Raw genomic sequence first — 19,699 nt, forward strand, 5'->3', positions numbered from 1 at the left:
AGCCGAATCCGAAAAAATTTGCGAGGCCAAATTATGTTTTTGACCAAAGAGGAAGTAGCAGAGCTCACTGGCTATAAGAAGCCAAGCGCTCAAATCAAGTGGTTCCAGGTACAGCAAATCGGCCTTGCAGTCGGCGGTGATGGTCATCCCAAAGCGCTACGCCAGACTGTTATCAACCGTCTTGCCGGCCAGACCGCAAAGAAGAAAAGCCCTGCGCTCCGCCTGAAATAATAGCCAGTACAAGCCCCAACCACGGATGAGATCATGAGCAAACTGACCCTCGCAGAGTGGGCTTCTGACCACTTTAGGACCCCTCCTAGCCCCAATACTCTCCGCAAATGGGCCCGCGAAGGAAGAATCACCCCTGCACCAATCAAGCACGGCCGGAGCTACTACGTCGAGCCCAACGCGTACTACCGTGAACCCGAGAAGCTTGGGAGAGGAAGAACCTTAGGTCGGAGTCTGATTGAAAGAATAGAGGCTGATCGAAAAAGGCTCGGGCTTTGAAAATCCTAGCCAAAATCACAGTAAAACTGGGGAGGCTCATGGAGGCTGGGGAGCTGCGTTATGACAGCAATAGAGCAAGTCTGGAGCGGTAAAAAATATGGATTGAAGAAGGCGAAATTACCGGAGAGATTACCCTGAGGAATTTAGTTCGTGGACGTACACTCGGCGGTGATGGGCACTAACCACCCATTGCTCGCGAAGATGCTTAGGATTGATTGATTTGTGAGAGCCATGAGGAAATTCATTGTCACCACAGCTACCCTCCCCTCTTTCACGGAGGAAATCGTGATGCCCGACTCAGACCTGCTCCCTTCCCTTCTTCACAAGATCAATGAAAACCAACTCGCCCTTGAGGCAGCCATCATGGAACTGACCTTGTTGGTAGAAAGCCAGGGCTCAACAACCGCGGGCAACAATGTTCGCGGCGCCTTGGGTGTGATCGGCCAGAATGAGGAATTCATCAAGATGACGCTGGCGGTGCTGATGACGCCGGAATGACCACCGTCGAAATCAAAAGACCATTATATTTTTTTCCAATGATTCCAATTTTCACAATCAGAATCTATGCTCGGCTCTTACCACCCCTCACGGATTTGGCTTGGAATGGATATCATCAAAATCATATTGTCGATTGGCCTAGGCTTGGTAGCAGCTTGGGCATTCCTGCTGTTTATAGGCTTATGCATCCAGCTCAATCAAGCTCGCTTAAATTGGACTGAATGCAATCGAACGCCAATCGCTCAAAATGTTGTCTTCAATTGCGCATTGAAAGTACTTGGCCTTAGTCAATTAGATCGATTGACGTGCGGCATTTTTATTTTCAACGCTCTGATGCTCTGGCCTCTAAGCCTCGTTTTCGGCATCCCCGTAGTAAAAACTTTCCGCGCTCGCGAGCGGCGCGCGCTTGAGAACCCGATAGCTGATCGGAATGAAGCAAAGCTCTCGTCGACGCAAACCTCATTGATGAGCGAATCTCGACCTCTCGAAATGCGCCAATGATGCAGCAGTACTAACGGGATCGGCTTACAGGCCTTGTATTTCAAAGGTATGCATTGGCGACTGTCTAAAACCCTTGCCCGACTTTAGCGCCTTTCGGACCAATGAAACCGAGAAAGGTCGAGGTAGTTTTAGACAGTGTTTCACCCCACCCCTGGCGTCCTGCCGACCGAACACAAACCCAAAAATCTACTGCTCGTCGCCTCACCCTCGCTCGAATTCTGCGCCTCGATTACTGTATATCCAAACAGTACAAATAAGGCATGAGTGTGGACCCCCTCGAAATCGAAGACACCAGCGACTGGCTGGGCTGCCCAACCGCATTGGAAACCATCAAGCATTACGCGAGCATGCTCGAGGAGGACATTCAGGAGCTGAAGCTGGAACTGCGTGCGGCGAAGGAAAACATTACCGGACTCATTGCCATGAACGACCAGCTGTCCTCCGAAATCCAGCGTAAGAACATTTGGATGGCAAACCTGCAAACCCAGACATCGGAGCAACTGAGCGAGATCAGTAGCTTGAAGTTGGTTAAATCACAAAATGAGTCCTGCAGCGGCAATTACAGGAAGCACTCAGAAAGAAGTAGCCCTTAGCTCACTGTACGCCCTTGAAAAAAACATGACCGCCGAGCTTCAGCGTCTGCTTCGCCTTTGCCGCCCAGCCCGGAGCCTTCTTCATGGCGATCGCGTAATAGTGCGTGGCGCCGCCGGTGGGATCAGGCACCTTGCCGTCGATCACCTGGTCAGCAGCAATCCGCGCTTGAGCCAATTCACGAAACGGGATCGCCTTGGCGCCGCTCAAGGACGGATAGTTCGGGTCGCTTTTATTCCAGCAGCTGAACTGATACGGCGCCTGGCAGACACCGGCATAGCCCTCGCCCCACCACGACTTGGTCTTGCCGTCGTTCACACGGTTACGAATCGTCCAGGCCACGGCAATTTGACCGGCCAGGCTTTCGCCACGAGCCTCGCCCCACAGCGTGCGCGAGAGGATGTCGCGGTCTTTCTCGGTAACTGGCATCACTTTTCTCCAGGCAAAAAAAATCCCGCTCGATGGCGGGTGCTCTGTGCTGCTGTTTCGCTCTACATTAGGTCGATCGACCGGGCTTCCGGGTCAGCAATGATCACTGGCACTACCGGCTCAACAGGCCAAACCGGCGCGGCGTACCAGGTCGGCTGGGTTGTTACTTTTCCAAGATCGAATTTGTATTTTTTCCATGCCTTGAGATTGATCAGCAGTGCGGCCTGCTCCGCTTCGTCCGCTTCGGTCGCTTCGCCGATGTCGATACCGAAGCCGATCGTATCGATGCGCTCCTGAATGCGGGCAATTTGTGCCAAAGCCTTGGAGTTTCTCGCGGCCAATTCTGTTTTTGCAGCGGCCAGTTGCACGGCTTGGGCAGCGGCCTCTTTCATGGCTTTGGTGATGAGTTGGGACCAGTCGATATTCATTGAATTTCCTCGGACATTGCCTCTACTTCGGGTGGAAGCGGGAGCGGAAATGCAACTGGGCCGTCCGTTACGTTTTCCAGCGGAGCTGGGAATGCTTGCTCAGGGCTGAAATTCCACGGGTTCGGCAGGCACAACGCCACCGTCAGCTCGCCATTGATGCGTTCGACGTTTCCCGAAAACCACTCCGAAGAAATGGCTTCGTGAGGAAGAGTGTCGCCTTCATTAACCAACGACAGATCGAATTCCTCTCCGCTGACAATCAAAACTTCGCCCCGCTTGATCACTGAAAGCGTATCGTCGCGACGTTGCGGGCTTAATATAATTTTCATGCGATTAGAGCCTCATGGATTAAAACCAACGACCAATAGCAATAAGATCGAGTGTTACTGTTCGATTTGCTGAATTCGTCTCTAGGAGATAAATCAGAGGTGTTTGCGTTAGAGTTGGGGCAGCACCTTGTGAGTTCCAACCGGCACCACTAGATGAGGCTGTTACTTGTGAAACGCTGGGAAGGGTGCCAACGAATGCTACAGCCCAATTGAGACGGGGAACAGGGTCAACACTGATGAATAGTGCTCCAGCCGGAACTGTTACGGAGTTAGTCCCAAGGTTAATAAAACGACGACAAATCATTGTGCCGTCCGCCCATTTTGTGTAGGAACCGTTTGCATTCGTACCACTTTCAATAATAGCACCAGTAGGCACACCTCCTGCTTGCGAGACAGTTCCTATGATAGGGGCGACTGCTGCGCTACCAAGACCTAAACCTGTACGAGCCAAGGCTTGAGTTGCACCACCAGTCCCACCTTGACTAATACTAAGAGCGGTCGTCATCCCTGTGAGGGATGTAATGTCAGCGTTCACACCAGACTTTGCAGCGACAATACCGGCTCTAGCCGTTGCGTCCGTTGTACCCCCAGTACCACCTTTATTCACAGGCAGGACATCAAAGTTGCCTGTTGTACCAAGTGCCGCCAACTTCGTGCCGTAGGTGTTGACCAGCGCCCGCAGCGCATCGGCCGATTCCTTGACGTAGCCCTGCAGGGGTGCAAGCGCATAACCGCCGGCGGCGTTAGTTGCGCCCTGGTAGTTCGGCGAGATCGACATCGCGGTATCACTCGCAATGTTGGTTACTTCGTACCATCCACCGTCGGGCCCGCGAAAACCATCGCCCGCGCGGCCATTGGCAATAAACGCAGTTCCGGCACCAATCACAGCATTGGAATTTTGGGTGACAGAGACCGTTCCTGATTTGTACCAGGGCATTGAATATCTCCAGAAATGGAAGGATCAGGCCAGCAATTTGGCGCAGAGGAATGGACGGTGACCTTGGTCAGTCCAGGCGTTTGTCGCGAGGCTGTACATAATGATTCGGCTATTGGCGTAATCGACGCCCAACGCACAGCCGCCCCCTGATGAGGCGTTGTGACAATTCAGGGCGAACGGGTTGAGGGAAATGTGCTCGCCCGCGCCGAGGAGCTTGCTGATCCCCCACAGGTATCGCCGACCTACACTCAATTCCTCGGAACCGAGGTAAGTCCAGTTTCCCGCGGCGGAGGTCACGACGACGGCGGGTGCTCCACTGTCATAGACCAGAGCGGCGTTCTGATCCCAAAGCCGCAATCCATACGCAGCGGTGCCCATGGATGTCCAGGCGGCTACGAAGTAAGTCCCGCCCAGTGTCCCGTAGACGACCGATGCCTTCATGGCGAACCCCGTCCAGTTGCCTGGGCCTCCGGTGAACCAGACCGATATAGGCACCTGAATTGAGCCAGATTGTGTGGGCCGCACAAACACCAGCGGCGGATCGGCGCTGGTTATCGCGCGCGCGAACACGGCTGATGCTGTACCGCTGCCCGAGTAAGATCCCTTGGTCAGCATGCAAAGCCGGGGGGCCTCGGCGTCGATCTGAACAAACGCGCCATTGTTTATGCTTTGAAAACCGAAACTCATACGTTGAACCTCACCGCGTAGCCCTTGGCGACAATCCTTGTTTGACCGACAGAGGGGCCAGCCGAAGGGTTCTTGGCTGCGACAGTTACCTGCCCCGCTGAGGTGGTGACGTAAGGGTAAGACTTGGTGTTGCCCAGGCCGTCGTCCTCCGCCAGCTGCACATCCTGCGCCCTGGTTGGGATTATCATGAAAACGCAGGTGGATGGATTGAAGCCGGGGATGCTGATCGTGTAGCTGGGCGTAGCTCCACTGAAGTCGATCACGCCCTGCCAGATCACCTGGTACGTAAATGAATTGGTATCCATAGAGAGCATTCCACTCTCATCAAAAACGCGCATTCCATATGCCATGTTTTACCCCAAGTAACCGAGACGTACGCGAAGTACGCTGTTAGCGTCGTAGACGGAAACGTTCAGCGAATTGATCACCAATCGGCCCTGCCCTGGGACGACGCCATTGATCTCCAGCGTTCCATCCTTATTGAGAATCCAACCCTGCTGCCCGGCGATGTAGTTCGTGGAACTGATGTAGCTGCCGATCTTGGCGTTGGTGATGGTGCCGTCCGCGATGAAAGCCGAGTTGATGAACACCTGGCCACCCTGCACCGCAAACGGAACCGAGATGGCACCGCCGGCCATGCTGTTGACGATGGCGAACCGATCCGCGCTGACCAAGAACTGGCTTTGCAGTCCGGCACCGGTGTTCTCGATGCCCAAGCCAATGCCGGCGGCGATGTACTTGCCGTCAGCCGCGACCTGCATCTTCACCGACCACATGGTGGTCAACTTGCCGGCAGTGTCGGCGTAGGCCGTCGACGTCTGCTGAATGGCGGCCGCGTTTTGCCCGACCGACACATTCAGCTGATCGATCTTGGTGGCCGTTGCCGACTGATTGGTGGCGACCACTTGTTCCAGTTCGGTGATGTTGGCCGCGTTCTCGCCGATGGCGACGTCGAAGGTGGTGATCCGCTGCGCGAACGCCTCGTTTTCGGAACTGCGCACCTTGGATTCCGAAGCGATAGCCGCGGTACTGGTCCAACCTTTCAGTGCGTCGGCCAGATCCCCTTCCCCGCTGTCGTCTCGCGACGATGCCCGTAGTGCTTGGAAAGCAGTTGCCTGGGCGGTGACGACCCCGTCGAGCTCGGTTATGTCCTGAGTGTTGAAGGCCACCTGTTGCGCCAGCCCGTTCGCCGTCTCGATTGACTCACCGACATCCAGCCAGTAGGTCGCATTAGGCGGCGGGGTGTTGATTGGCACCTCGCCTTTGGCCTGAAAGATGTGTCCGTCCGCCACAACCATCTGGTCTTTCTCGTAGACCTGATCCGGTTTGTAGGCGGCTAGGCCATCCAGCGCGTCAATCTGGTCCTGAAGGCCGGGGATTTTGTTGATCTCATCCAGCAGGTCCTGGCCAACTTCCGTCTCGGTGATCTGGCCGGCGATCATTTCCAAGATGGCCGAGGCGTCAGAGCTCGACTGGCCCATGACCCCAAGCCCGATTGGATAGAACGGACCAATGTTGCCGGTACGGTCAACCAACCGCGCCCAGAAGAAGAACGTCACGCCGGCACGAAGGCCTTGCATTGAGTACTCTTTCTGCGGATAGGCCAGATCTGCCAGCTTGGTGGCCGCCTCCAGACTAGTCGATGCCCCGTACCAGATCTCCGTGCGCTGGGTATCCTCGGCACCAGCCGGGAAGCCCCACTTGAGATTGATGCCGAACAACAGCGGTGTGGCGATGAGGTGAGTAACAGATGGTGGAAGGCCGGTTTTGCCGAGCAAGTCGGTCAGCACAGAGTTGGTTGGGATGGATGAAACATTCATCGCACTGACCGCCCGCACCCTAGCCAAGTATTGGCCGGAGTAAATCCCTCGTACATCCACGGCCAACTCGCCCGTGCGCGGAACCTTGATCCACTCCCGCGCGCCCCAGCGCCATTCGACGTCATACCCGACAGCACCTGGAGCGGCGTCCCAGGCAATAGTCATGTTGGTGACGGCAATGCCTTGCTCAATCACGACGTGCTGACTGAGCAGCACCCGCGCCGGCGCCTCTTGTGTCCCGATCGGAATCCCACTGATCGGACGCGTATCTACAACAGCGCCGAAGTCGATTGCATCGAACTTGCTCGGTTCGTGCTGGATAGCCTCGATCTGGAACTGATGCCACTCCGGGCGCGTGACGTTGCGCACATAAAACTGCATCACCTTCAGGTCGTCGAAGTCGATCACCCAGCCACACTCCGCCTCGGGCACTTCGCTGTAATCAGCCATGACCGTGACAGCCCGCCCGACAAACGACTTGATGACGCGCCCTTCGGATTTCCCGCTTGGCAGGTTCAGCAGCAGGCGAGCTCCGGTGGGAATCTCTAGATCACGATCCAGCATAATCACTCGGCCGTTCACCGATGAAATCCGCCCGCCATTCGCGCGGCCGGCCAGCATTGGGTCGCCTACAGCGATCACCTGGCCCGGCTTGGGGATGTGTCCGTCCAACCCGACACGGAATGTACCGCCCCGGGTTTGCAGTTGCTCGGTCAACAGCGCCCACTGGCCAGCGCGCTGGGCCTGCCCCAGCGAGGTACACCCAAAAGCATCGACGGCAAGCTCTCGCACTGAGCCCAGTTCGCTCAGCGCTTCGTCGTCGAATACCGGCTCTTTGTCAGTTTCAAAGCCTTGGCCGGGGTTGTCCCAAGAAACCATGGCGTTGGTGTGCCGATCGCGCCAGCGCGTGCCGTCGTACTGGATGGCACCGTTGTTGAGGATCTGTGCCGGGCTGTAGCTGAACACCGGGTCGCCGGGCATATCGGCGTTGACGACGACTTGACTACCGTCCCAATAGGCCATGCCGTGGAAGATCGAGGCCAGGTCCTGCAACACCGCGTAGGCTTCGGCCTGCTTCTGAAAGTACAGGTTGCAGGTAAAGCGCGGTTCCTGCCCGCCTTTACCGTCCGGCACCATCTGGTCGCAATACTGAGCGATCCGGTACAGCGACCAGCGATCCACCATCGTTGCGTCAATTCGCTCACCGAGCCCGTAGTACGGGTGCAGCACCAGGTCATAAAAGACCCAGGCCGGGTTGTTCGTATATGCCTCTTTGAACGTTCCGTCCCAAACGCCATTGCTGGTGCCGGCGCCGCCGGTGGCATAGGTTCGGGCTTCAGGGTTGTAGTTGGTCGGAACGCGCACGATGCGACCGCGCATCAATACCGCAATTTTGGCGATATCGCCGCCGAACTGCTGGGCGTCGTATTCAATGCAGCCAACCGACGTCAGCGGGTATTCCTGGTCGCTGTCAACAACCTCGGCAACGGCCTCCACGACCATGCCATCCTGCACAAGCGAGCTGTTCGCTTCCGGTGTAAGGCGTCGGGCTCGGATCGTCCAGCTAGCGCCCTCTGGCAACTCAAGGCGGTGCGACCGCTCGTACTTGGTGATGTTTTTCCGATCGACAAACGAGGTCAGGACCTGGACATAGGGGCCGTTGTCGGTGGAGATGTCAACGGCATAATCGATGCGCACGCCATTGATGTTGCCGCTCGAGTCCTGGCTCTGAAGCTGCGGCCAACTGAAGCGAAGACGCACTGCATCGATCATTGCGTTGTTGATCGTGTGCAGCCAAGGCGCCGTGGTCAGCAGCTCTTGGCCCACGGCAATTTCGTTGCTCGACTCGGACACGCCCGCAAGGCGCGCTTGATTGAGTTCGCCCGAGCGGAACTGCCACTTCACGCCTGGATAGTTGATGGTCCCGTCCGCAGCCTGAATAGGCGTGCCATCCAATCGCACGGACTGCAGGCCATTCACAGGACCGACGATCGGCCCCCAGCTCCAAAGGTAAACGATGCGAGCAGTGGCGATCGAAGGGACGCTGTTGGTAGCGATGCTCGGCTGTTTCTGCTTTGCCTGGCCGCCCTTTGCGCCCATCACCGACTGGCGTTTCTTCGCTACTGCGCCCATTCAGGGATCTCCATAAATGCAAAAACCCGCCGAAGCGGGTTGTGGGTGTTACCGAGGGATCAGATGTTGTCTTGCGTGTAGATGCCACCAGACTCTACGGCCCCGCCGATCTCCCGCTCGCCGTAGAGCAGTGGGTAGGGGTTGCCCTGGGCGATGGTCGTGACGGCGCTGCCGAAGCCATAGCTCGGGTTGTTGCCGTCCTCATTTTTGTCGCTGGTGTTGGCCTTGGTCGTCGGAGACAGCATTTGCACCACACCGCCCAAGCCAACAGCAGCGCCGGCGGCCAGCAGGCCCATGCCCAGCGTAGACGTGGTGCCACCAGTGAACAGTCCGGCGACTACCAAGGCTACGCCAAGCAGGGTCTGAAACATGCCAGCCTGCTTGCTTCCTTGAATGATCGGCATGATGCGGATCGCACTTGGCTCTGCCGACTTGAGATCGAGTTCCTCTTCGCCGACGTTTCGTTCGTCAATGAACACCGCGAACACCAGTCCACGTTCTTCGGCGCTACGCAGGAATTGCTCGAAGCCCGGCTTCATGTTGCACAGCGCGCTCATGGCATCACGAAAGCCATACAGGTCGAGCAAGTACTCGCGGCCAAAGCGCTTGCCCAGCACCCCGCCCAGCTTGATGGTCGTCATTGTCATGGGCGGTAGTCCTTATGCCTCAGTATCAATTTCACCCGGTTGGCCTGCGACCAGCCGAAGATTTCACGCCCGGCCAGGCGACCTGCCATGTGGTGGTAGATGAAGGGACCTGAGCCGCCAAGCCTTGCTGCTGGCTCGCTGACAAACGCGGGCTCGTCTCCCAAATAGATCGCGGCGTGGTTGGGGTGGAAACATGGGCGCCCGGGTGTTGGAATTTGCAGAACCAACATGTCTCCGCGCTGGGCAGTTTCAACCTGGTAGAAACCCGTGGCCTTGAAGTTGTCTTCATACAGGCTTGGACCGCGCTCGTCCTCCCACCACAGGTCATGACGCTCAAAGTTAGGCAGCTGCAGACCAGCCTCTCGGGCGTACCAGTCGCGGCACGCAGCCCAGCAATCCAGCAGGCCATGGGAGAAGTCGCGCGCCAGCAGAGGTGCCTGAAACCCTGTCGGATTGAACCACTCGAACTCACCGCCAGGCCAACCCACGATTCCCCAGGGAAGCTCATGCAATTCGCAGCTGACGCGATCAGCCATGCTCGGCGCCGGCGCTTTGTCCGGATGGCTGTGGATGATTGCGACGACGGCCCCGAGATCCTCGGCGGCGGCCAAGTCGCGCTCATCGATCTGAAAATTCTCCCGGGCGGACTTCGCTTTGTTGCCGCAAGGGACATAAACGCGGCCAGATTCAGTGCTGACCAAAACACCGCACGCCTCGGCGGGGTAATCACGCTCGGCGTGAGCACGGATCTCTGCCTGCAATTTTTGATTGATCCGCATGATTACCTCGAAGATGCGATCAGGCTCGCGCCCATGGATCCGCCAAATCGACGGGTATTGCCGCGAAGCTTGCAGCTGCTCCACCAACCGCCACAGCGATCAAGTGCAGGGTTGTCCGTGGGCTCATTCTTTTTCGTGAACATTGCGGCGCCTATGTACGCACACGCCTCGCCCCGATAGCCGCCCCGGCAAGCCCAGCGGCAGAGCTTGGTGATCTGCTGCGAGGGCAACATCTGCCCTTCCATGTCCGTAGGGCCAGAAAGGTCAAAGGTCAGCGACTCAAATGTTTCGGAAGTCTTCTGCTCGATGTACCAGAGGTTGATCTTGCTCTGGTTGCTGGCAGTGGGGTTGCCGTCAGGGAAGTTGGCTGCATCCAGGAAGTGGCGGAACGTTTCGATGACGCGGACCTTGGCGCCAGCCAGGTCCCGGAACTGCAAGCACAGCGCCGTCAGGGCTCCACGCACACCGCCCAGTTCGTTGGCCACCTGCAAGGTGGGCGAAGCTGGCCGGCCATCACCGCGGATATCAAAACCCTTGGCGGTGATCTGAAGCGGGGAATACAGCTGGCCCTGCCAGATGATGTCGCCTTCCTGCGCGTGACCGTGGAAACGCCACAGATTCGCGCCAAGTCGCGTAGCGTCGAGCTCGAATAGGCGTATCTGGTTACCCGGCTCAAGTTTTTGGATGTCTGCGTTGTAATTCATAAGGCTCCAAAAACGACAAACCCCGCGCTTGGCGGGGCTCAGCAGTTGTAAAATATCAGGGTCGGAATACTTGTTTGAAGGTGGCGCTGAGGGTGAACAGCCCCGCCCCCTGCGCATTTAGCTTGTAGCCGTTTGCGCTGTATCGGCCTTGGGTTCCTCCCGGCGGTGTCCAGAGGAATGACTTGTATCCCTCGTGACGATCGAGAAAATCTCGAACGCTCTTCAGGTCATCCCCAGGGATCATTTGGCCGACAACACTGATATCCCAAGACTGCGACTTGGTGTTGATGCCTACCCCGCCAGCCTGGGTGTATCCGTCTCCAAAGTCGTTTTCCCAAGTGCGCTGGCTGACATCGCCGTTGGCACCAATGCGCGTGCAATATCCAAAAGTCTCAGCCATTACACGCGCCTCCAGAGCACACCGCCCTGCTGGGTTTCCCGAGTGATGATCCGGATCACGTCAGCTGTGAACGCCTTGCTCATTGCTTCTCCCTGCTGCTGAGCCTGTTGATCACTCACGCCGCTCTGGGCTTGGACGGTGATCGGAGCGCTGATACTGATCGAGGCACCCCCTCCACCTGTGGACGGGGCGTTCATTCGATCGAGCGTACGATCCAACTTGGCACTAGTTTCGGCAGTCGTTACCCGCTCACCCTTCTGCAATAGCCAGGTGCCCGTCTCCGGAACCGCGTCGATGCCGTCGTGCGCCATGCCAGCCAGTGCCGCACTTGCGACACCCGCAACCATGGGCGCCGTGGCTGCAGCAGCAGCGGCAGCAGCTGCTGGAGCCGCAGCGGGACCAATGATAGGAATCGCAGCCGTCGAGGCGAACGCCGCGAGGCTGGCTTGAAAGGCGGTTGCCTGTGCGTTGGCAACCAATGCCGGTACTGCACTCGCTTGAGTGGCCTTGCCCACCAGCAGCTGCACACCTTGATAGATCAGCCACTGGGCCGCCATGTCCGTTAGCGCGTTGAGCGTTGACTTGGCGAAGTTCGCTACCAGGTCCCCGAGCGCATCGCCCGCATCCTCTGCACCACTTGCTACATCAGCCAGAAAGTTGCCGAGCCCGTCAGTGGCATCATCCAGAATGGAAGCCGTTACATCGGCAGCCTGTGAGGTGTAGTCCTGAGCCTCATCAACATAGTTTTGCCAGGCATCGCTCACCCCATCCATCCAGTTGGACTGGGCAATATCGATGTTTGCGTAATACTCCTGCTGCAACTCCAGGCGCTCTGAAAGAGCGTCCTTGAGCATCCCTGTTTCCGTTTCGTACAGGCTCGCGCTGATATCGCCAGCATTGAATTGCTTTTGCAGATCGGCCATCTGCGCGTTGAAATCTTGCTGGATGGCCAGGTCTTGCTGAAGCCGTTCACGGGCTTTATCACCCATGCCGGCGCCAGCCAATTCACTATCAAATCCGGATTTGGTAGTGGCGTTGGCCGCCTTCAGATTGGCGAGGTACGTGGATGACTTGGCCTCCTCCTCGTTCGCAAGCTTGAGCTTTTCCAGAACATCAAGTTCTGCCGCGAGACTCTCCAAACGCTTTTGTTGCTGAGCATTGATTCCAACCAGCTTTCCTGACGCAATCTCAAACCGGAGCTTGTCGATTTCAGTAGCTTTTTTCTGGGCATCGGTAGAGGTGTTGATCAGGGCGATCTGCCGCTGAAGGTCCGTTTCGGCGCTACTGAATGTGTCGTTTAACTTTTTGGCAGCGCTTTCGGCTTCTTGCGCTGCCTTCTTCGCCTTTTCAAGGGCTTTGGGGTCAATGCCGCTACCGGCTCCTGGCGCAATGGAACTCGTTGTCGCAGCAACCTCGGCAGCCGCTTTTTTGGCGTTCTGGACATAGTCCTTAAACTTATCACCCGCGAGCGGAGCAGTAAGGCTTTCATCGATGCTCGCGGCCGCTTGTGCGGCGATGCTGAAGTTTATCGACGCTTCATCTCGAAGGCGTGCGCTGTCTGCAATGAATTGGTCAGCTGTTTCACCAATAGTTATGCTGGAGAGGCCTGAAGCCAGGCTGCTCATAAGCGAAGACATATGAGCTACGGCAGTCGCGTAGAGTCCTACAAGAGTGTTCCCGAGGATTTCAAACACGCGAACAACGCCATCCCCTGCGTTTACTACAAACGCTGAGGTTTCTACCAACTTGTTACCCAGATCGCCTACGGCACCGCTCAAACCGCCGGCGTCCTTTGCCGATTGATTTACGTCTTTTGAAAACTGAGCAAGTACCGGCAGAAACTCAGCGGCAAGCATGGTCTTGCCGGACGTGATGTACTGGCCAAGACCTTGCATCTCAATGCCGAACTGCTTTGCGGCGGCGATGGTTTTTTCATCCATTACTACGCCAGCGTCTAATGCGGCCTGGCCGAGCTCGTCAAACGCCTTGCCGCTATTACGAAGTAATGGAACAAGGGCGGTCGAGTCATTGGCAATGGCTTCCATATAGAACGTCATTTCTTTCTGGTTGACGTTCGCCTTTTCGAGGCTTGTGACGTACAGCGCCAATGCTTCTTTGCTGTTCAGCTTTTTAAAACTTTCGGCAGTTACACCAACTTTAGGTGCAATGTTCTCAAAAAAGTCCTTCAGTTCACCGCCGCCAGTGCTCGCAAAGTCCCCCATCTTGTCGTTTGTGTCTTTGAAGATGTCCGACAGTTTGTCTTGCTCAACGCCAACGCTCCGGGCGCCAGCAGCGTATTTCTGAAATTCAGTGGTTCCGAGCCCGGCAAGTGCCGCCTGGTTGGATATCTCTTTGGCAACACTTGCTGAATGCACTACCAGAGCAGTGAGAACTGCCGGGATGCTGCCAATAGCAGCACCAACACCTTTCGCGAGGTTATCGAACGATTTGCCTATTTCCGCATTCCGTTTTTTTGCCTCTTGGCTTGCTTTGTCGAGAGGACCTGTGAAAGCGCCAATCTTAGCGACCAGGTCCAGCGTCAGTGTTCCCAGTGATCTGCTGGCCATGTAGTTTCCTCGAGCATAAAAAAACCCGCCGGAGCGGGTCTTTCATGGGATTATTGATATCGACTTCTTAACAGATCCAATCGTTTCTGATTTGAATCCGTAAATAAGACGGAGTCGAACATCGACTTTTTATCTGGACCATCAAGGTTTACCACCTCAACAGTAAACACGGCATCGCTAGGTGGATCTACCTTGCCCCAATCATTGAACCTGTTTGGCAGAAGACTCCAACTATTCTCCTCACCCGGCTCCAATCCACCGCTGATTTCGTAGTTAAAATCTTCAACAAGCCAAGGCACTGACCTTCCGGGAGAAGCAATCGTCCCTTTGAAGTAAGCGCGTGAAACAGCTGTAGAAGTTCCATTTTTAACTGTGATTTCGATTACAGGTTGAGGCTGTGAAGAGTACTTCTCTTCTCGTAGGTAGAACCTGGATTTTGATACAGTAAACTTGGCGAGCTGGCTTTTTGCTTGTTCTGAGTTCGCCTTCTTGCTGATCAGTTCATCAATCTCAATTAGCGCCTGCTTCTTTTCTTTAGCTTCCCTTTCGACCCTGATAGCGCTAGCGGTCGCCGAAACCTCAGCAGCAGTTTTACCGTTTAAGCTAGAAAGAAGATCAGACGTTACGTCATTTGATTTCTTCTCTCCTCGTAAGACGCTTGCCATATCCACATTGCTCAAAGCGATCAGCTGAACGTCAGACTCAAATTGCTTCCTTTTGTCGGCCGGAAGCTTTTCAGAGACTTCCTGAACTGACTTTTTCATTGCTGCCTCTGAGCTTCCATCCAGCTTCGGCTCTCCACATCCGGCGATAAGAAGCACTGGTATCGCAACTGCAAGCACCTTCCACATTGGTTATCCCTCACGTAATAGTGGCTTGAGGATATCAATGTTTTGGTGCACACGTTAAAACCACACCTCCATAGCTTCATCGAGGCCCAGCTCTCGCTCCCGCTCATGGGGGATAAAGTCCGTGATCTTGAAGCCGCCGTCCTTGCTGTGCCGGTTGGCATAAATCGCCGACAACAGCGCGACACTTCGCTCAATCCGCAAGCCCATGTTCAACGAACCGCGATCCCTGCGGTATACGGCCCAACGGTTGAACTCAAGAAGGCTCACTCTTTCTTGGGCTTCCGCGACCGTGGCACCGAGCGTGATGGCGATTTCGTGCCAGAGCTCTTCAAGGCCGGAGAGCTCTTCGTCTTTCCCAGGTTGTTCACCTCGAAGATTGCGGCCAGCAATGCGACGGTCAGGCGCCCATCCAAAGCGCCGCGTTCGGGATCTGCTGCACCAGTGATGTCTCCTACGGCAAACACTGGGCTGCCTTCTTCGTCGCACACGCTGGCCGCGATTCGGCCGGCGAGGCTGTCATGCTTTCCGTTCAAGGCTGTGACGTCGCTGATTGCAGCCTGGTATCCGAGGGGTCGGATAAATACGGTGGCCTTTAGCTCGTCGTCACCCTGCATCCAGGTGATTTCCTTCTCCACCGGCCGGCCCGTAAAGGCGCCGACCGATTTCAAGCTTTCGAGTGTAAGTTTCATTCGAGCCCCTTAAACAGTGGTCTTACGAATCCAGGCCGAACCACCAGAGCGCTGAATAGTCGCCGCGGTGCTGACCACGGCATTGGCGGCGAAATCGAACGGGAAGTCCGAGACGTAACCGCGGAAGGTGAACCAGGTGCGCGTCTCTGGCAATTCAAAGGCATCGGCAGCCACTGTCGGTGCTTCGGTGCCGTCGGACCAGCCCACCGCCCAATCGATGGTGGTATCGCCGTTCGCTTCGGAAAGCTGGTGCAGGCGAATATGGCTCGCGTTGTTCGGATCAGCGTTCACAGTCAGCGAAGCCTGGCCCGGGGTGCGCAACCCTTTCTTGTAGCTGCGCTCCTGGTCTTCCAGGCAGGTATCTTCGATCTGGTCAGCCGGCGCACCGCCCGGGCTGAACGCGGTTGCGCATTCAATGGCCAGCACAGTTTTGGGGCCGGTACCGGACAGCGGCGGGACGAGTGCGTAGATTTGGGTTCCTTGGGAAAGGATCGACATGGCGTTCTCCAAATGTCGGGCATAAAAAAACCCGCACATGGCGGGCCTGGGATTAGGGTTTTGCTATCTGGGTACAAGCCAGTCGATGTCGAAGCTCGACCGGTAAAGGTTTGTCGCTGTGTCCTTGTCCTCGCCGCCCCAGCGAACGACGTTTGCCTTCAGCTCGATGGCATGCGCTATGGCGTCGGTGACGGCCCGGGCAGATGATGCAGTAGCGGCGTATACATCAACCTGCAGCGTGAAGCCGTCCAAGTCTGGGCGGCCCGCCAAATAGTTCTCAGGGCTCCCGGTGACCAGTTGCCAAACGGCATATGGCTTGACCACGCCTTCCGGCGCCTCGCCGAACGGATACAGCCTGTGAGGCGTCACCCCGAGCAGAGCGCGAACGCCAGGGTCAGCTGCACTCACGGTGAATATTGGTGCTGCTGGCATCAGCTACTCCCGGACGCCTTGGCCGCTCGCCTGATGGCACGATCAATGGCTTTTTCGTATTCGGTTATGAAGGTGTTGGTCGCTTCGCTGATGTTGTCAGCGAGAGCTTTCCGGGCAAACGGTTGAGCGCGCATTTTCGCGGTACCGAACTCAATCAGACGCCAATGCGGTGTTGGTGAGTTGGCCGACGTGTCGCCGCCATTTTTCAGCACCGCGCCGTGCAGGATCCCGACCCTGAAACCGAGATCACCGCTCGCTTTGAACAACTTCCCGTTCCAGCGGAGCGCGACGTTGTCCGCTATCGAGCGGCCTGTTTCGGGGTCGTCGATTCTCTTGGCGCCTTCTTTCATCTTGTCGGCTACCAACTGTGCCGCCTTGCGTAGCGCGGAACGCCCGCCCTTGCGCTTCATGTCATAACTGATGGCTTCGAGTTTCCCAACCAGCGAGTCGATGCCCACCAGGCTGAACTCGATGCTCTCAGCCATCATTCAACCCCTTCGCCACCAATATGGTGAGGTACTCCAGGCCCGACACCGGATCGGGCATCGGCGGGCCTTGAATGTTGTAGACGTCGCCGCGGTGCAGGATGCGCATTGTGGGCAGTACCCCAGGGCGATATCGGATGACCATGCGGCTCGATGCTTCGGATTGGCCGGCCTGCGCCGCGATCAGGTCGCGAGCGCTGAGTAGTTCGACCGAAGCAGGAACCTTCTCCCAGACCGTCGTCCAGCCCTCGATCTCTTCGCCGGTGCCCGGGTCCTGTGCAGGGCCAAGCGCCTGAAAGGTGATCCGGTGACGCAGATCACCGGCCCTCACAGAATCACCATTGGATCAGGCGGCCCGGACCAGTTCCGAGACGACCAAAGCAAAGACTCAACGGCCATCGGAACTTCGGCGGTAATGGTGCCGACAACTACGGCTTCGCGGTTTGCATATGAATGGCCAATCAGCAGCAGCAGCGCCGCCTTAAAGCTTGCCGGGAAATCCTCAACCTCCAGCAGGATTGGGTTGTCGCAAAACCAGAGTGCCCAGGCCAGTGCTGACTCGGCGTAAAGGATTATGAGTTCGTCTTCGTCCTCATAATCCACGCGCAAGTGCTTGCGAATCAGCTCAATCGGGAGCAGATCAGCAGCGGCTACGGTCATTTTTTGGCGGCCTTTTCCTTCGCCTTAGCATCTGCATCGGCTTTCGCCTTGGCTTCTGCGTCAGCTTTTTCCTTTTCGAGTGCTTCGGCTTTCGCCTTGGCATCTGCTTCATCATCGACGTACTCGGCCAACTTCATACCAACCAGCGCTTCGGCGATATCGTCGGAAACTGGTCGAACCTCATGCTGATCGAAAGTACCGGCGTAAAAATGGGAGAATTGTTGTAAGGCTCGAATCTTCTTCATCTTCAATCCGGGGCAGTTTCCTACCCCGGCCCTGTGGTTATGGGGTTGGTACGGTGAAGGTGCCTTTGATGATTGCGGTCGGACGGTAGTGAGTGACCGCCAGGCGCTCTTCGCAAAGGATGGTCAGCATGTTCTTCACGAAGTTATCGCGATCTTGGTTGCTGATCTCGATGGTAGCGTCCATGCGATCCCAGATTTGCGAAGCAAGATCGAAACCGCCGACGGTGAAGGTGCCCTGGGCCTGGGCCTTGGTGGCCACCACTGGCAGGCCCCACATGACTTTCGCAGCAAACGCGGCCGGACCACCGAAGATGTAACGACCATCAGCATCTTTCAGCAGAGCGATGGCGTGCCAGTCACGAGGATTGAGGATGAGGCCCGACGCCTCGAATTCCGATTCGCTGGTCTGGAAAATTGCGTGTGCAATTTGGTCCGCGCGGGTATCGCCTGTGGCGTTCAGGCCAGTGTCGTAAAGACTCGCCACTTTGTTGAGGCCGATCAGGTTGTCGCCGAGGCCGTCACCGTTGAGCAACTGACCTTCTTCCACCAAGTCCAAACCGAACAGCAGACGACCGTTCACGTAGGACTCCAGCATCGGAGCATCGTCCATGATCTGGCGCGAGGCCTGAATCCAGTGGGCGATGGTTCTGACGTTGGCGGTTTCTTTTGTGAAGGTCAGTTGCGATTCGGGCTTGAGCGCACCTTCGGCAACTGGAGCCGCGCTGTTGGTGAACACGTTTTCGCGCACGTACTCGATTGCGTTTGACGTGGTTCGGCCCTGGGCAAGCAAGTCACGGATGGTAAGACGGCGCAGGCCCGGCATCAAAATGCCTGGGTTCTGCTGTGGTTGCACAAGGGCGCCAGCAGATGGTGCGCCGGAACCGAGGGCCTTGCTGAAGCTTTTGACATCAACCTTGCCGGTGCTGGAGCCGTTCCAGCCTTTTTTGAGATCTTCGGCAGCCTTCTCGGCAAAGGATTTCTTGCCTTCGGGATTGTCGAGACCGCCGCTTGCAAGTTTCGACTCCAGGTCGAACAAGCGGGTGCCGGCGGTCTTCAGATCATCTTGAACAGTTTGCAGGTCGCCCTGCAATTTCTTGCTGATCTCACCGGTGCTGGTGATTTCTTTCTTCTGCGCGTCGAACAAGTCGGTCATGTTCTTTTGCGCGTCTTCGATTGCCTTTTGAATCTGGGCCAATTCGGACATGGTTTATTTTCCTACAGATGGGAAGGACTTGATGCGCTCCAGGAGCGCGGTGATTTCGCCACCTTCGGAATCACTCCGAACTGCGGACTTGAACCGGGCGATGAAGCCCAGCGCTTGCGACTTCGAAAGGCCAGCCGAATCCCTCAGCCAGTGCTCTACATCGCGAATAGTTGCGATCGACTCCATGCTTTTCATGGATTCAATGGTCGCCTGCTCGTTGGCGGGAAAGGTGCAGATGCTGATCTCGCGTAGTGCCTGCACGTTACTGAAAGCGCGCCCTGTGTCGATGATTGCGTAGTCGTCCTTCGTCACCGTGAAGCCAACCGACATACCCTCAACCGTCTTGTGCTCCATGGCGGCACGGAGATCGTTGGAAACAGACAAGCCAGGGGTCAACTCACCAATAACAATCAGCCCCTTGCTGTCCTCTTCCAGGTTCTGCCACTTGCCTACCGGTAACTCCCAGGTCTGGTGATTGAAGAACATGCCGACCTGACGGCTTTGCGAGGACAGGGCCTTCTTGTAAGCGCCAGGCAGGATGATGTCGCCGTCCGAATCGATGACATCAAAGACACTGGCGTACCCCTCGAAAACCCCAACCTTACCGTCAGAGGAAAACTTGATTTCGGTCTCGGTAAAGGCCAAGGTTTTTTGGATATTTGACATTGGGTAGCTCCA

General features: G+C 56.4%; 28 protein-coding genes. 5 read left to right on the forward strand and 23 right to left on the reverse strand.

Annotation, left to right across the window (positions count from 1 at the left end; translation table 11 throughout):
* Positions 1–33 precede the first annotated feature (33 nt).
* From ACYZT8_RS21085 to ACYZT8_RS21105, 5 genes are all read left to right on the forward strand, one after another.
* Positions 34–231 (forward strand): DUF4224 domain-containing protein, encoded by a 198-nt coding sequence (locus ACYZT8_RS21085; RefSeq protein ID WP_461975616.1) that lies wholly within the window; start codon positions 34–36, stop codon positions 229–231.
* A gap of 33 nt (positions 232–264) precedes the next feature.
* On the forward strand, positions 265–507 hold the full coding sequence (locus tag ACYZT8_RS21090) for an excisionase (RefSeq protein ID WP_461975618.1): 243 nt from the start codon (positions 265–267) through the stop codon (positions 505–507).
* A 288-nt stretch (positions 508–795) separates the two neighbouring features.
* On the forward strand, positions 796–1,005 hold the full coding sequence (locus ACYZT8_RS21095; RefSeq protein ID WP_461975620.1) for a hypothetical protein: 210 nt from the start codon (positions 796–798) through the stop codon (positions 1,003–1,005).
* Between the two features lie 105 nt (positions 1,006–1,110).
* A complete protein-coding gene (locus ACYZT8_RS21100) occupies positions 1,111–1,506 on the forward strand; it encodes a hypothetical protein (protein ID WP_461975622.1) in 396 nt (131 codons plus the stop codon).
* Positions 1,507–1,766: 260 nt separating this feature from the next.
* Positions 1,767–2,099 (forward strand): hypothetical protein, encoded by a 333-nt coding sequence (locus ACYZT8_RS21105; protein WP_461975624.1) that lies wholly within the window; start codon positions 1,767–1,769, stop codon positions 2,097–2,099.
* 1 nt (position 2,100) lies between these two features.
* On the opposite strand, the gene ACYZT8_RS21110 is transcribed toward ACYZT8_RS21105, so the two are convergent.
* The 23 genes from ACYZT8_RS21110 to ACYZT8_RS21220 all read right to left on the reverse strand — a co-directional run bounded on the left by ACYZT8_RS21110 (position 2,101) and on the right by ACYZT8_RS21220 (position 19,687).
* Complete coding sequence (locus tag ACYZT8_RS21110) at positions 2,101–2,526, reverse strand: cell wall hydrolase (RefSeq protein WP_461975626.1); 426 nt, start codon at positions 2,524–2,526, stop codon at positions 2,101–2,103.
* 62 nt (positions 2,527–2,588) lie between these two features.
* Complete coding sequence (locus tag ACYZT8_RS21115) at positions 2,589–2,954, reverse strand: phage tail protein (RefSeq protein WP_461975628.1); 366 nt, start codon at positions 2,952–2,954, stop codon at positions 2,589–2,591.
* The gene (locus ACYZT8_RS21120) at positions 2,951–3,283 is read right to left on the reverse strand and encodes a hypothetical protein (RefSeq protein WP_461975630.1); all 333 of its coding nucleotides are present in this window, start codon (positions 3,281–3,283) and stop codon (positions 2,951–2,953) included. Before ACYZT8_RS21120 ends, ACYZT8_RS21115 begins: the two co-directional genes overlap by 4 nt.
* Positions 3,284–3,302: 19 nt before the next feature.
* A complete protein-coding gene (locus tag ACYZT8_RS21125) occupies positions 3,303–4,220 on the reverse strand; it encodes a phage tail protein (RefSeq protein WP_461975632.1) in 918 nt (305 codons plus the stop codon).
* Positions 4,221–4,244: 24 nt separating this feature from the next.
* Positions 4,245–4,907 carry a hypothetical protein gene (locus tag ACYZT8_RS21130; protein ID WP_461975634.1) on the reverse strand — a complete coding sequence of 221 codons (663 nt, stop codon included), beginning with the start codon at positions 4,905–4,907 and terminating at the stop codon, positions 4,245–4,247.
* The gene (locus ACYZT8_RS21135) at positions 4,904–5,212 is read right to left on the reverse strand and encodes a hypothetical protein (protein ID WP_461975636.1); all 309 of its coding nucleotides are present in this window, start codon (positions 5,210–5,212) and stop codon (positions 4,904–4,906) included. The genes ACYZT8_RS21130 and ACYZT8_RS21135 overlap by 4 nt, the downstream gene beginning before the upstream one ends.
* A gap of 48 nt (positions 5,213–5,260) precedes the next feature.
* Positions 5,261–8,860, reverse strand: a complete 3,600-nt coding sequence (locus ACYZT8_RS21140; protein ID WP_461975638.1) for a TipJ family phage tail tip protein — start codon at positions 8,858–8,860, stop codon at positions 5,261–5,263.
* A 59-nt stretch (positions 8,861–8,919) separates the two neighbouring features.
* Complete coding sequence (locus ACYZT8_RS21145; protein ID WP_461975640.1) at positions 8,920–9,507, reverse strand: tail assembly protein; 588 nt, start codon at positions 9,505–9,507, stop codon at positions 8,920–8,922.
* The gene (locus ACYZT8_RS21150) at positions 9,504–10,286 is read right to left on the reverse strand and encodes a C40 family peptidase (RefSeq protein WP_461975642.1); all 783 of its coding nucleotides are present in this window, start codon (positions 10,284–10,286) and stop codon (positions 9,504–9,506) included. The genes ACYZT8_RS21145 and ACYZT8_RS21150 overlap by 4 nt, the downstream gene beginning before the upstream one ends.
* A gap of 2 nt (positions 10,287–10,288) precedes the next feature.
* A complete protein-coding gene (locus tag ACYZT8_RS21155; RefSeq protein WP_461975644.1) occupies positions 10,289–10,990 on the reverse strand; it encodes a phage minor tail protein L in 702 nt (233 codons plus the stop codon).
* A 55-nt stretch (positions 10,991–11,045) separates the two neighbouring features.
* Positions 11,046–11,390: a phage tail protein gene (locus tag ACYZT8_RS21160; RefSeq protein ID WP_461975646.1), complete on the reverse strand. Its 345-nt coding sequence runs from the start codon at positions 11,388–11,390 to the stop codon at positions 11,046–11,048.
* A complete protein-coding gene (locus tag ACYZT8_RS21165) occupies positions 11,390–13,957 on the reverse strand; it encodes a phage tail tape measure protein (protein ID WP_461975648.1) in 2,568 nt (855 codons plus the stop codon). The genes ACYZT8_RS21160 and ACYZT8_RS21165 overlap by 1 nt, the downstream gene beginning before the upstream one ends.
* A 50-nt stretch (positions 13,958–14,007) precedes the next feature.
* Positions 14,008–14,808 (reverse strand): DUF6694 family lipoprotein, encoded by an 801-nt coding sequence (locus ACYZT8_RS21170; protein ID WP_461975650.1) that lies wholly within the window; start codon positions 14,806–14,808, stop codon positions 14,008–14,010.
* 54 nt (positions 14,809–14,862) lie between these two features.
* On the reverse strand, positions 14,863–15,075 hold the full coding sequence (locus ACYZT8_RS21175) for a phage tail assembly protein T (protein ID WP_461975652.1): 213 nt from the start codon (positions 15,073–15,075) through the stop codon (positions 14,863–14,865).
* Positions 15,072–15,497 (reverse strand): phage tail assembly chaperone family protein, TAC, encoded by a 426-nt coding sequence (locus tag ACYZT8_RS21180; protein WP_461975654.1) that lies wholly within the window; start codon positions 15,495–15,497, stop codon positions 15,072–15,074. The genes ACYZT8_RS21175 and ACYZT8_RS21180 overlap by 4 nt, the downstream gene beginning before the upstream one ends.
* A 9-nt stretch (positions 15,498–15,506) precedes the next feature.
* A complete protein-coding gene (locus tag ACYZT8_RS21185) occupies positions 15,507–15,995 on the reverse strand; it encodes a phage tail tube protein (RefSeq protein ID WP_461975656.1) in 489 nt (162 codons plus the stop codon).
* Positions 15,996–16,058: 63 nt separating this feature from the next.
* Entirely contained in the window at positions 16,059–16,427 is a 369-nt protein-coding gene (locus tag ACYZT8_RS21190; RefSeq protein ID WP_461975658.1) for a DUF3168 domain-containing protein, read from the reverse strand.
* Complete coding sequence (locus ACYZT8_RS21195) at positions 16,427–16,912, reverse strand: HK97-gp10 family putative phage morphogenesis protein (RefSeq protein ID WP_461975660.1); 486 nt, start codon at positions 16,910–16,912, stop codon at positions 16,427–16,429. Before ACYZT8_RS21195 ends, ACYZT8_RS21190 begins: the two co-directional genes overlap by 1 nt.
* Positions 16,905–17,243, reverse strand: coding sequence for a phage head closure protein (locus tag ACYZT8_RS21200; RefSeq protein WP_461975662.1), 339 nt, complete (start codon positions 17,241–17,243; stop codon positions 16,905–16,907). Before ACYZT8_RS21200 ends, ACYZT8_RS21195 begins: the two co-directional genes overlap by 8 nt.
* On the reverse strand, positions 17,240–17,572 hold the full coding sequence (locus ACYZT8_RS21205) for a head-tail connector protein (RefSeq protein ID WP_461975664.1): 333 nt from the start codon (positions 17,570–17,572) through the stop codon (positions 17,240–17,242). The genes ACYZT8_RS21200 and ACYZT8_RS21205 overlap by 4 nt, the downstream gene beginning before the upstream one ends.
* On the reverse strand, positions 17,569–17,817 hold the full coding sequence (locus ACYZT8_RS21210) for a hypothetical protein (protein ID WP_461975666.1): 249 nt from the start codon (positions 17,815–17,817) through the stop codon (positions 17,569–17,571). Before ACYZT8_RS21210 ends, ACYZT8_RS21205 begins: the two co-directional genes overlap by 4 nt.
* 37 nt (positions 17,818–17,854) lie before the next feature.
* On the reverse strand, positions 17,855–19,021 hold the full coding sequence (locus ACYZT8_RS21215) for a phage major capsid protein (protein ID WP_461975668.1): 1,167 nt from the start codon (positions 19,019–19,021) through the stop codon (positions 17,855–17,857).
* A 3-nt stretch (positions 19,022–19,024) separates the two neighbouring features.
* Entirely contained in the window at positions 19,025–19,687 is a 663-nt protein-coding gene (locus ACYZT8_RS21220; RefSeq protein WP_461975670.1) for an HK97 family phage prohead protease, read from the reverse strand.
* Positions 19,688–19,699 lie beyond the last annotated feature (12 nt).

It is taken from the genome of Pseudomonas sp. LB3P93 (genome assembly GCF_054898025.1).

Bases quoted from the DNA above. Each gene is read 5' to 3' on its own strand.
- ACYZT8_RS21215 (WP_461975668.1), bottom strand. From the start codon at position 19,021: ATGTCCGAATTGGCCCAGATTCAAAAGGCAATCGAAGACGCGCAAAAG.
- ACYZT8_RS21135 (WP_461975636.1), bottom strand. From the start codon at position 5,212: ATGGATACCAATTCATTTACGTACCAGGTGATCTGGCAGGGCGTGATC.
- ACYZT8_RS21110 (WP_461975626.1), bottom strand. From the start codon at position 2,526: ATGCCAGTTACCGAGAAAGACCGCGACATCCTCTCGCGCACGCTGTGG.
- ACYZT8_RS21145 (WP_461975640.1), bottom strand. From the start codon at position 9,507: ATGACAATGACGACCATCAAGCTGGGCGGGGTGCTGGGCAAGCGCTTT.
- ACYZT8_RS21140 (WP_461975638.1), bottom strand. From the start codon at position 8,860: ATGGGCGCAGTAGCGAAGAAACGCCAGTCGGTGATGGGCGCAAAGGGC.
- ACYZT8_RS21090 (WP_461975618.1), top strand. From the start codon at position 265: ATGAGCAAACTGACCCTCGCAGAGTGGGCTTCTGACCACTTTAGGACC.
- ACYZT8_RS21185 (WP_461975656.1), bottom strand. From the start codon at position 15,995: ATGTCGATCCTTTCCCAAGGAACCCAAATCTACGCACTCGTCCCGCCG.
- ACYZT8_RS21220 (WP_461975670.1), bottom strand. From the start codon at position 19,687: ATGTCAAATATCCAAAAAACCTTGGCCTTTACCGAGACCGAAATCAAG.
- ACYZT8_RS21150 (WP_461975642.1), bottom strand. From the start codon at position 10,286: ATGCGGATCAATCAAAAATTGCAGGCAGAGATCCGTGCTCACGCCGAG.
- ACYZT8_RS21085 (WP_461975616.1), top strand. From the start codon at position 34: ATGTTTTTGACCAAAGAGGAAGTAGCAGAGCTCACTGGCTATAAGAAG.
- ACYZT8_RS21160 (WP_461975646.1), bottom strand. From the start codon at position 11,390: ATGGCTGAGACTTTTGGATATTGCACGCGCATTGGTGCCAACGGCGAT.
- ACYZT8_RS21130 (WP_461975634.1), bottom strand. From the start codon at position 4,907: ATGAGTTTCGGTTTTCAAAGCATAAACAATGGCGCGTTTGTTCAGATC.
- ACYZT8_RS21205 (WP_461975664.1), bottom strand. From the start codon at position 17,572: ATGACCGTAGCCGCTGCTGATCTGCTCCCGATTGAGCTGATTCGCAAG.
- ACYZT8_RS21195 (WP_461975660.1), bottom strand. From the start codon at position 16,912: ATGGCTGAGAGCATCGAGTTCAGCCTGGTGGGCATCGACTCGCTGGTT.
- ACYZT8_RS21100 (WP_461975622.1), top strand. From the start codon at position 1,111: ATGGATATCATCAAAATCATATTGTCGATTGGCCTAGGCTTGGTAGCA.
- ACYZT8_RS21125 (WP_461975632.1), bottom strand. From the start codon at position 4,220: ATGCCCTGGTACAAATCAGGAACGGTCTCTGTCACCCAAAATTCCAAT.
- ACYZT8_RS21120 (WP_461975630.1), bottom strand. From the start codon at position 3,283: ATGAAAATTATATTAAGCCCGCAACGTCGCGACGATACGCTTTCAGTG.
- ACYZT8_RS21105 (WP_461975624.1), top strand. From the start codon at position 1,767: ATGAGTGTGGACCCCCTCGAAATCGAAGACACCAGCGACTGGCTGGGC.
- ACYZT8_RS21165 (WP_461975648.1), bottom strand. From the start codon at position 13,957: ATGGCCAGCAGATCACTGGGAACACTGACGCTGGACCTGGTCGCTAAG.
- ACYZT8_RS21115 (WP_461975628.1), bottom strand. From the start codon at position 2,954: ATGAATATCGACTGGTCCCAACTCATCACCAAAGCCATGAAAGAGGCC.
- ACYZT8_RS21170 (WP_461975650.1), bottom strand. From the start codon at position 14,808: ATGTGGAAGGTGCTTGCAGTTGCGATACCAGTGCTTCTTATCGCCGGA.
- ACYZT8_RS21180 (WP_461975654.1), bottom strand. From the start codon at position 15,497: ATGAAACTTACACTCGAAAGCTTGAAATCGGTCGGCGCCTTTACGGGC.
- ACYZT8_RS21190 (WP_461975658.1), bottom strand. From the start codon at position 16,427: ATGCCAGCAGCACCAATATTCACCGTGAGTGCAGCTGACCCTGGCGTT.
- ACYZT8_RS21155 (WP_461975644.1), bottom strand. From the start codon at position 10,990: ATGAATTACAACGCAGACATCCAAAAACTTGAGCCGGGTAACCAGATA.
- ACYZT8_RS21095 (WP_461975620.1), top strand. From the start codon at position 796: ATGCCCGACTCAGACCTGCTCCCTTCCCTTCTTCACAAGATCAATGAA.
- ACYZT8_RS21210 (WP_461975666.1), bottom strand. From the start codon at position 17,817: ATGAAGAAGATTCGAGCCTTACAACAATTCTCCCATTTTTACGCCGGT.